We start from the raw sequence: 6,536 nt of genomic DNA, 5'->3' as shown, positions 1-6,536 counted from the left end.
CGCCAGCCGCTGCCGCCCGCGGCGCCGTCCCCCCCGATTCCTCCCCCGCCGCCCCGATCGAGCTGATGGGCGCCGAAGTGCTCGTCAAGGCGCTGCAGGCCGAGGGCGTGCAATACATGTGGGGCTACCCCGGCGGGGCCGTGCTCTACATCTACGACGCGCTCTACAAGCAGGAAACCATCCAGCACGTGCTGGTGCGCCACGAGCAGGCGGCGGTGCATGCCGCCGACGGCTACGCGCGCGCCACGGGCGACGTGGGCGTGGCGCTGGTGACTTCCGGCCCGGGCCTGACCAACGCGGTCACGGGCATCGCGACGGCCTACATGGACTCCATTCCCATGGTCATCATCGCGGGCCAGGTGCCCACGCCCGCGATCGGACTGGACGCCTTCCAGGAGTGCGACACCGTCGGCATCACGCGCCCCATCGTCAAGCACAACTTCCTGGTCAAGGACGTGCGCGAGCTGGCGGCGACCATGAAGAAGGCCTTCCACATCGCCCGCACCGGCCGCCCCGGCCCGGTGGTGGTCGACGTTCCGAAGGACGTGTCCTTTCGCAAGACCCCCTGGCACGGCTACCCCGAGAGCGTGGAGATGCGCTCCTACAACCCGGTCCGGAAGGGCCACGCCGGCCAGATCCGCAAGGCGCTGGCGCTTCTGCTGTCGGCCAAGCGCCCCTACATCTACACCGGCGGCGGCATCCTGCTGGGCAATGCCACCGAGGAGCTGCGCACGCTGGTGGACATGCTGGGCTTTCCGGTGACCAACACGCTGATGGGTCTGGGCGCCTTCCCGGCCACCGACCGGCGCTTCCTGGGCATGCTGGGCATGCACGGCACCATCGAGGCGAACAACGCCATGCAGAACTGCGACGTGCTGCTGGCCGTGGGCGCGCGCTTCGATGACCGGGTGATCGGCAACCCCAAGCATTTCGCGCAGAACGACCGCAAGATCATCCACATCGACATCGACCCCTCGTCGATTTCCAAGCGGGTGAAGGTGGACATCCCGATCGTCGGCGACGTCAAGGACGTGCTCTCCGAGCTGATCTCCATGCTCCGCGAAACCACCACGCGCCCGGACGCCGGCGCACTGGCCGCCTGGTGGGAGCAGATCGAGGCGTGGCGCAGCCGCGACTGTCTGAAGTACGACCGCGGCAACACCGAAGTCATCAAGCCCCAGTATGTGGTCGAGACGCTGTGGAACATGACACGCGACGCGGACGCCTACATCACTTCCGACGTGGGCCAGCACCAGATGTGGGCTGCGCAGTTCTACAAGTTCGACGAGCCGCGGCGCTGGATCAACTCGGGCGGCCTGGGCACCATGGGCGTGGGCATCCCCTACGCCATGGGCATCAAGCTGGCCAAGCCCGAGTCGGAAGTCTTCTGCATCACCGGCGAGGGTTCGGTGCAGATGAACATCCAGGAGCTGTCCACCTGCCTGCAGTACAACACGCCCATCAAGATCGTGTCGCTGAACAACCGGTATCTCGGCATGGTGCGCCAGTGGCAGGAGATCGAGTACTCCGGCCGCTACAGCCACAGCTACATGGACGCGCTGCCGAATTTCGTGAAGCTTGCCGAGGCCTTCGGCCACGTGGGCATGCTGATCGAGCGCCCGCAGGACGTCGAGCCCGCTTTGCGCGAGGCGCGCAAGCTCAAGGATCGCACGGTCTTCATGGATTTCCGCACCGACCCCACCGAGAACGTGTTCCCGATGGTGCAGGCCGGCAAGGGCATCACCGAGATGCTGCTCGGGTCGGAAGACCTCTGAGCCGCGCGCCGGGCAGCCGCCGTGCCGCCCGCGCCTCCACGCTGCCTTCGGGCAGCACCCTCCCAACGACGAATCTATTGCCTGCCGAGCCTGGCGCTTACCGGCGCCAGGGGAGGGCAGCGAAAAACGACAGTTTTCTGCGACCACTTGTTGATCGTGCTGTCGTCGCAAAAAGAGGAATCCGTACCCATGAAACACATCATCGCCGTCCTGATCGAGAACGAGGCGGGCGCGCTGTCGCGCGTCGTCGGCCTGTTCTCCGCGCGGGGCTACAACATCGAGTCGCTGACCGTGGCCCCGACCGAGGACCCGTCGCTGTCGCGCATGACCATCCAGACCGCCGGCTCCGACGAGGTCATCGAGCAGATCACCAAGCACCTGAACCGCCTCATCGAGGTCGTGAAGGTGGTGGATCTGACCGAGGGCGCCTACACCGAGCGCGAGCTGATGATGGTCAAGGTGCGCGCCGTCGGCAAGGAGCGCGAGGAGATGAAGCGCATGGCCGACATCTTCCGCGGCCGCATCATCGACGTCACCGAGCGCAGCTACACCATCGAGGTCACGGGCGACCAGGCGAAGAACGAGGCCTTCCTGCGCGCCATCGACCGCACGGCGATCCTGGAGACGGTGCGCACCGGCACCAGCGGCATCGGTCGCGGAGAGCGCATCCTGCGCGTCTGAGCTGGCGCACAATCGGGCGCCTTACATTTTTCAACAGAAACCCCAACGGAGCCATTCGGACATGAAAGTTTTCTACGACAAGGACTGCGACCTCTCGCTGATCAAGGGCAAGACCGTGGCCATCATCGGCTACGGCTCGCAGGGCCATGCGCACGCCCAGAACCTGAACGACAGCGGCGTGAAGGTCGTGGTCGGCCTGCGCCGCGGCGGCGCCTCCTGGGACAAGGTCGGCAAGGCCGGCCTGAACGTCAAGGAAGTGAACGAGGCCGTCCAGGAAGCGGACGTGGTCATGGTCCTGCTGCCCGACGAGCAGATCGGCGACGTGTACAAGAACAACATCGAGCCGAACATCAAGCAGGGTGCGTCGCTCGCTTTCGCACACGGCTTCAACGTGCACTACAACCAGGTCGTGCCGCGCGAGGACCTGGACGTGTGGATGGTCGCCCCCAAGGCCCCGGGCCACACGGTGCGCAACACCTACACGCAGGGCGGCGGCGTGCCGCACCTGGTGGCGGTGCACCAGGACAAGTCCGGCAAGGCGCGCGACCTGGCGCTCTCCTACGCCATGGCCAACGGCGGCGGCAAGGCCGGCATCATCGAGACCACCTTCAAGGAAGAGACCGAGACCGACCTGTTCGGCGAGCAGGCCGTGCTGTGCGGCGGCGCGGTGGAACTCATCAAGATGGGCTACGAGACGCTGGTGGAAGCCGGCTACGCGCCCGAGATGGCCTATTTCGAGTGCCTGCACGAGCTCAAGCTGATCGTCGACCTGATCTACGAGGGCGGCATCGCCAACATGAACTACTCGATCTCCAACAACGCGGAGTATGGCGAGTACGTGACCGGCCCCGAGGTCATCAACGAGGAATCGCGCAAGGCCATGCGCCATGCGCTCAAGCGCATCCAGGACGGCGAATACGCCAAGATGTTCATCCAGGAGGGGCGCCTGAACTACCCCTCCATGACGGCGCGCCGCCGCAACCTGTCCGAGCACTCCATCGAGAAGGTGGGCGCGCAGCTGCGCTCCATGATGCCCTGGATCGCCAAGAACAAGCTGGTCGACCAGAGCCGCAACTGAGGGCGCAGGGCGCGGCCCGCGGGCCGCGCCGCACGCTTCGCGAAGGCCACCGCGGTGGCCTTTTTTGCGTGCCCCGCCAGCGGCTACACTGCGGAGCCTGCCGCCGCCGTGCGGCCGCTCCAATGAACCCCCATGTCTGACCGCCACCGGCGGGGCGCGCGATCGAGGATATTTTTCATGCATGAAGGCGAGCCGGCGCAAGTGCCCGGCATCCTGGTGCGCAAGCGCCGCAAGGGCATCTACATCCTGCCCAACCTGTTCACCCTGGCCGCGCTGTTCGGGGGCTTCTACGCCATCGTCATGGCCGTGGACGGGCAGTTCGACCTGGCGGCCGGCGGCATCTTCTTCGCGATGGTGCTCGACAGCCTGGACGGGCGCGTCGCGCGCATGACCAACACGCAGAGCGCCTTTGGCGAGCAGATGGATTCGCTCTCCGACATGGTCTCCTTCGGCGCCGCGCCGGCGCTGATCGCCTACATATGGGCGCTGCAGGGCCTGGGCCGCTGGGGCTGGATCGCGGCCTTCGTCTACTGCTCGTGCGCGGCGCTGCGGCTGGCGCGCTTCAACGTCAACACCGGGGTGGTGGACAAGCGCTACTTCCAGGGCCTGCCGTCGCCCGCCGCGGCCGCGCTGGTCGCGGGCTTCATCTGGCTGCTGACGGACGCCGGGGTGCGTCCGGGCGCGGACGGCTGGCTGTCCTGGACGGCGATCACCTGGCTGACGTTCGGCTTCACGCTGTACGCGGGCCTGACCATGGTGACCAACGTGCCGTTCTACAGCTTCAAGGACGTGCAGCTGAAAAAAAGCGTGCCCTTCATCGTCATCGTGGCGATCGCGCTGGCGATTGCCGTGGTCAACATCGACCCGCCCAGCGTGCTGTTCGGTGTGTTCGTGCTCTACGGTCTGTCGGGCTACGTGGTGTATGGATGGCGCAAGTCGCGTGGCCAGCACACCAGCGTCATCAGCACCTCCACCGACGAACCCGACGAGCGCGGCTTGCACGACTGACCACGCGGCCGGCAACTGTGCTACATTTTCGCGCATGGACTTTCGTGCCCTGTCCCTACTGCTAGCTCCCCACGGGCGGAGTCGGTAGAGCGCGCGCGCACGCTTTTTCCTTCCAAAGGCCCGTATGCACCCGCAACGGGCCTTTTGTCTTGAGTGCCGGACATTTTTCCAAGTTGCGGGTTCCACCCACCACCGGTACAGGAGCACACCATGGCAGACCAACTCATCATCTTCGACACCACCTTGCGCGACGGCGAGCAGTCACCCGGCGCCTCCATGACGCGCGACGAGAAGCTGCGCATCGCGCGCCAGCTCGAGCGCCTGAAGGTCGACGTGATCGAGGCCGGCTTCGCCGCCAGCTCCAACGGTGACTTCGAGTGCGTGCAGGCGATCGCCCGCGCCGTGAAGGATTCGACCATCTGCTCGCTCGCGCGCGCCAACGACCGCGACATCGCGCGCGCCGCCGAGGCCCTGAAGGACGCCCACCGCGCCCGCATCCACACCTTCATTGCCACCAGCGCGCTGCACATGGAAAAGAAGCTGCGCATGACGCCCGAGCAGGTGCTGGAGCAGGCGAGGCAGTCGGTGCGCTTCGCGCGCAACCTGATCGGCGACATCGAGTTCAGCCCGGAGGACGGCTACCGCAGCGACCCGGACTTCCTGTGCCGCGTCATCGAGGCCGTGATCGCCGAGGGCGCGACCACCATCAACGTGCCCGACACCGTCGGCTACGCCGTGCCCGAGCTGTACGGCAACTTCATCAAGAACCTGCGCGAGCGCATTCCGAACAGCGACAAGGCGGTCTGGAGCGTGCACTGCCACAACGACCTGGGAATGGCAGTGGCGAACTCGCTGGCCGGCGTGAAGATCGGCGGCGCCCGCCAGGTGGAGTGCACCATCAACGGCCTGGGCGAGCGCGCCGGCAACTGCTCGCTGGAGGAGGTGGTCATGGCCGTGAAGACGCGCAAGGACTACTTCGGCCTCGACGTCAACATCGACACGCAGCACATCGTCGCCGCCAGCCGCATGGTCAGCCAGATCACCGGCTTCATCGTCCAGCCGAACAAGGCGGTGGTCGGCGCCAACGCCTTCGCCCATGCTTCGGGCATCCACCAGGACGGCGTGCTCAAGGCGCGCGACACCTACGAGATCATGCGCGCCGAAGACGTGGGCTGGAGCGCCAACAAGATCGTGCTGGGCAAGCTCTCGGGCCGCAACGCCTTCAAGCAGCGCCTGCAGGAGCTGGGCGTGGAGCTCGACAGCGAGGCAGAGATCAACGCGGCGTTTGCCCGCTTCAAGGAACTGGCCGACAGGAAGAGCGAGATCTACGACGAGGACATCCTGGCGCTCGTCAACGACGAGAGCCTCAGTGGCGACAAGGAGCGCTTCGGTTTCGTGTCGCTGTCGCAGCGCAGCGAGACCGGCGAGCAGCCCCACGCGGAGATCGTGTTCACTTGCGACGGGCGCGAGGTGCGCAGCCGAGCGCAGGGCAACGGACCGGTGGATGCCTCGCTCAAGGCCATCGAGGCGCACGTGGCCAGCGGCGCGGAAATGGTGCTGTATTCGGTCAATGCCATCAGCGGCTCCACCGAGAGCCAGGGCGAGGTGACGGTGCGGCTGCAGAGCGCCGGGCGCGTGGTCAACGGCGTGGGCGCCGACCCGGACATCGTGGTGGCCTCCGCCAAGGCCTACCTGAGCGCGCTGAACAAGCTGCAACACAAGGGAGAGCGGGTGCCGGCCCAGGGCTGAAAAGCGCTGTCCGCAAGTTCAGAAAGCCTATAAACTGAGCCGCGCAAGGTGTTGATCTTGTGCGGCTTTTTCGGCTTCTGTACACTCGCGCACAGTTTTTTCGTTTGGAGCCACTGATGCCTCTGCGCCCCCGCATCGCCTCCCGCCTGGCCCGCGTGCTGGGCCTGTCCGTCCTCGCGGCAGCCCTGTCGGTTCCAACGGTGCATGCCGCGCCGCGCCAGAAGTCGCCGCCGGCCAAGACCGCC

5 protein-coding genes are annotated in these 6,536 nt (G+C 66.3%); all 5 read left to right on the top strand.

Features of this window, described 5'->3' with window-relative positions; translation table 11 throughout:
* Positions 1–65: 65 nt before the first annotated feature.
* The gene (locus tag A612_RS15120) at positions 66–1,775 is read left to right on the top strand and encodes an acetolactate synthase 3 catalytic subunit (RefSeq protein ID WP_075807060.1); all 1,710 of its coding nucleotides are present in this window, start codon (positions 66–68) and stop codon (positions 1,773–1,775) included.
* A gap of 189 nt (positions 1,776–1,964) precedes the next feature.
* A complete protein-coding gene (gene ilvN / locus A612_RS15115; RefSeq protein WP_019375277.1) occupies positions 1,965–2,456 on the top strand; it encodes an acetolactate synthase small subunit in 492 nt (163 codons plus the stop codon).
* A 61-nt stretch (positions 2,457–2,517) separates the two neighbouring features.
* Complete coding sequence (ilvC, locus tag A612_RS15110; protein WP_019375276.1) at positions 2,518–3,534, top strand: ketol-acid reductoisomerase; 1,017 nt, start codon at positions 2,518–2,520, stop codon at positions 3,532–3,534.
* 177 nt (positions 3,535–3,711) lie between these two features.
* Positions 3,712–4,542 carry a CDP-diacylglycerol--serine O-phosphatidyltransferase gene (gene pssA, locus A612_RS15105; RefSeq protein WP_019375275.1) on the top strand — a complete coding sequence of 277 codons (831 nt, stop codon included), beginning with the start codon at positions 3,712–3,714 and terminating at the stop codon, positions 4,540–4,542.
* Positions 4,543–4,752: 210 nt separating this feature from the next.
* Complete coding sequence (locus tag A612_RS15100; protein WP_019375274.1) at positions 4,753–6,291, top strand: 2-isopropylmalate synthase; 1,539 nt, start codon at positions 4,753–4,755, stop codon at positions 6,289–6,291.
* The last annotated feature ends 245 nt before the right edge of the window (positions 6,292–6,536 follow it).

It is taken from the genome of Melaminivora alkalimesophila, assembly GCF_000282995.1.
Lineage (GTDB): Bacteria > Pseudomonadota > Gammaproteobacteria > Burkholderiales > Burkholderiaceae_C > Melaminivora > Melaminivora alkalimesophila.
This window is presented reverse-complemented; position numbering and strand designations above follow the sequence as displayed.